Annotated in this window: 1 protein-coding gene; it reads right to left on the bottom strand. The window is 66.8% G+C overall.

Annotated elements, in window-relative coordinates:
- On the bottom strand, positions 1–997 hold a 997-nt coding region (locus tag AB3M81_RS18520), incomplete at its 3' end, for an IS481 family transposase (RefSeq protein ID WP_412905417.1).
- Between the last annotated feature and the right edge of the window lie 95 nt (positions 998–1092).

Here is a 1092-nt window from a genome sequence, read left to right as displayed (position 1 = left end):
TGTAGTTCCCCGTGAGGTTGTGAACGCGGTCTGAGGGCGTGAGGCCGCCGATGCCGGTGTGGGGTCGGTGGTGATTGTAGTGATGGAGCCAGTCGGAGTAGGTCGCTTGGCGGGCGGCGTCTGAGGAGTAGGTCTCGGCGTAGGCCCACTCGGTGGCAAGGGTTCGGTTGAAGCGTTCGACCTTGCCGTTGGTTTGGGGCCGGTATGGCCGTGTCCGGCGGTGCTTGACGTTTTCGCCGAGTGCTGCGGCGAAGACGTATGACCGGTAGCAGGCGCCGTTGTCGGTCATCACGGCACTGACCTCGAATCCGGCCTCGGCGAAGAATGCGCGGGCTCGTTTCCAGAACGCGGCGGCGGTCTCCTTGCGCTCGTCCGCCAACTGCTCGGAGTAGGCCAAGCGGGAGTAGGAGTCGACCGCGTGATGCAGAAACGTGTAACCGCGCGAGGGCGCTGCGCCCCGACGTGCGGCCCTGTCGCGGGCAGCGCCGGCGTTGCGGTCCTGGGCCGAGCCGCGGCCGTGGGCGCGCCAGCCGCCCCCGTCGGGGATCCGGCCGAGTTTCTTGATGTCGACGTGGACCAGCTCGCCCGGTGCCGAGGCCTCGTAACGGACCGGTTTGGGTTTGCGGACGGGCAGCCCGGTCGCCTGGTCCAGACAGGCAAGCAGCGGCATCCGATACCGGGTCAGCACCCGTCCGACAGTCGAGCGGGGCACTCCGAGGTGATAGCCGATCCGATGTGGACCCCAACGCCTCGCGAACCGCAGCGCGACGATCCGCCGCTCGAGTCGGCGTGAGCACTGTGCCGGCGACCTGCGGGGCCGCGACGATACGTCTGTCATCGAGTCCCCGTCCCGATATCTGCGCGCCCATTTCGACGCCGTTGCCGGCGAGACTTGCAACCGCTCTGCAGCGCGCCGGACCGGCCAGCCCTGCTCAACGATCAACACGGCAAGACGTCGGCGCCCCTCAGGAGTCAAAGGGGCATTAGCGTGAGTCACGAAGACCTCCGTTGGAATGAAGTGAGTGTGGTAACCCACATCGTTCCCGGAGGTCTTCGCTACGTCACCTGTTCACAACGTCCCGGGGAACTACA

This window comes from Aeromicrobium jepli (assembly GCF_047246605.1).
In the GTDB taxonomy this organism is placed as follows: Bacteria; Actinomycetota; Actinomycetes; order Propionibacteriales; family Nocardioidaceae; genus Aeromicrobium.
This window is presented reverse-complemented; position numbering and strand designations above follow the sequence as displayed.